Annotated in this window: 1 protein-coding gene and 2 pseudogenes; 2 read left to right on the forward strand and 1 reads right to left on the reverse strand. The window is 52.7% G+C overall.

The genetic code is table 11. From position 1 onward, the window contains the following. A pseudogene (locus tag NKJ75_RS32685) lies at positions 1-128 on the reverse strand (IS256 family transposase); the annotation flags it as partial. Between the two features lie 427 nt (positions 129-555). Between NKJ75_RS32685 and NKJ75_RS32690 the strand changes: the two are divergent. Both NKJ75_RS32690 and NKJ75_RS32695 read left to right on the forward strand, forming a co-directional pair. Further along, positions 556-1,128, forward strand: a complete 573-nt coding sequence (locus NKJ75_RS32690) for an SET domain-containing protein-lysine N-methyltransferase (RefSeq protein ID WP_352500753.1) — start codon at positions 556-558, stop codon at positions 1,126-1,128. 586 nt (positions 1,129-1,714) lie between these two features. Next, positions 1,715-1,958 (forward strand): annotated as a pseudogene (locus NKJ75_RS32695) (ATP-grasp domain-containing protein); the annotation flags it as partial.

A 1,958-nucleotide genomic window follows, 5' to 3' on the forward strand; every position in this document is an offset into this window, starting at 1 on the left:
GCGCCGGTGGCCGCGCCCACCTCCATTTCCATCAGTCGCTCGGCGGCAAAGCCGATCATCTCCCGCAGCAGATCGGCATCCGGGGCCTTCTCCACGAGCGTGCGCAGGTTCATCATGTCGTCGGTCATCGTGGTCCTTCCGAAATGGGTTGGCGTCAACAACCAAACCCTACCGGAAAGCGCCGATGACCACCCACACCCCGCTCGCTCGCTACAGCGCTACTAACGGCGCGCTCGTGAGCGGCTTCGCTACCGCCGAGCTACACCACCTGATGGGACACGACCGATATCAGTAGGGTGTCGTATGGGTATAATTGTCGGATTCGCAATTTCGTGTGTCGGGTTTGTCAGGTTTTTGCCAGAGACGCGTGTTCCGCTAATCTGGGTTATTCAGGCTAAATAGCTGAGCCGTATTGCAAGTTTCTTCCTTCGCTCGATGAGCCAGATTGGCACGACTTTTGATCTTTCTCTGAGGCGGCGGTGACACATGCCTATTGCGTTTTGAAAGCGACTGGGCTCCGGCGGTCCACAGCTTCTGGAAAGGAAAGAAATTGCCATGCCAACTCCTTGCACAAGCAAAGCGAAATCCATTTTGATAGACGATATCGGGTGTGCCAAAGAAATTAATGCCCGAAACGTTAGAATTGCCGAAACTTCTGGTAAAAAAGGGCGTGGCGTATTCGCCGCTCGTGAGTTTATGCCAGGGGAGATTGTGGTCGCGGGTTTAGTTGACCGCATAGAAAAGAACCGGACGACGCACTCCGTTCAACTAGACTGGAATATCCATGCGCTTTTCCTGAGACCGGCCGTACTCATGAATCATTCTTGTGACCCAAATACGGCTGTAGTTCCTAATCGGTTTGGAGGATATGACTTTATAGCAATCCACAATATCGTCTGCAGTGACGAACTAACCTGGGATTATGCTACGACTGAATTCGATTCGATTGCTGTAGAAGTATGTCTTTGTTCATCGAAAAAATGTCGAGGTACAGCTGGGGGGTTCTCCAGGTTGCCTCGCGATCATCAGCTGATTGTGACGGGATTTTATGCGCCATACCTTTCGGAAAAAGCACCTGGACAATTCCCGAGAAGGATAGGGCTATTTTCAAAATTTGTGGGCTCATGAGGTTAGCCCGCGATTATCTCTCTGTATTCTGACCCGAAGCATATCCGGAATTGTGTCGTGTGGTTCCAAGCGAGTGAAGCCGTGGGGAACCAGGTGCACGCGACTAATCTGGTGGGCATAAGCGAGCAGCTGATCCGGTAGAGGTCGTACGAACAGAGACGTTACGCCCGTGAGAACGGGCTTAGGTAGAGTGCCGCGGCCGCGGGGCCTTGGGCTGAGTGGGAATGCGACAGTGTTGCGCCGACGCTGCACGACGGCGGACACGAGGTGCCGCTGTGTGAGGGTGATAAAGGCATGCTAACTTTCAACTTGGTTGGTGGAATTCAAGGCGAGTTCCGTTTTCGCGGACGCTCCTGCCGTGCTCGAGATAGCCAGCGTTCCGCACATACGAGCGAGCCGGCTCGGACATACTTGCTCGCAACCGGCAATCAAGATGCGATGACTCTTCCAATAAATCCAGAGAAGTTTTTCGCTAAAAGCCCGCTAACTAGTAGACGGCAAGAATCTTAGTTCAGGCAATGACAAGCTGATGCTGGTTTGTGCTTAGACCGGCTCACAAGCCCACAAACTTCGGAGTTATCGACCAATGAAAAGAAGAGCATTTATCCTGGTTGAAGGCCACGCAAGAGGTAATGGTCTGCGATACGTCAAAGCTGCCAAGCGTCTTGGCCTTCATCCAATTACCGTCTCGGCTGAGTCAGCTAAATACGACCACCTTTCTGCGGACGAAGGTGAGACACTCCATGTCGATACAGACGATCTCGATGCCCTGATCCGCGAATTTTCCCGCTTAGGAGAGACGCACGAGATTGCTGGCATTACTGGCTTTT

The organism is Mesorhizobium sp. M0058 (genome assembly GCF_040323095.1).
Lineage (GTDB): Bacteria > Pseudomonadota > Alphaproteobacteria > Rhizobiales > Rhizobiaceae > Mesorhizobium.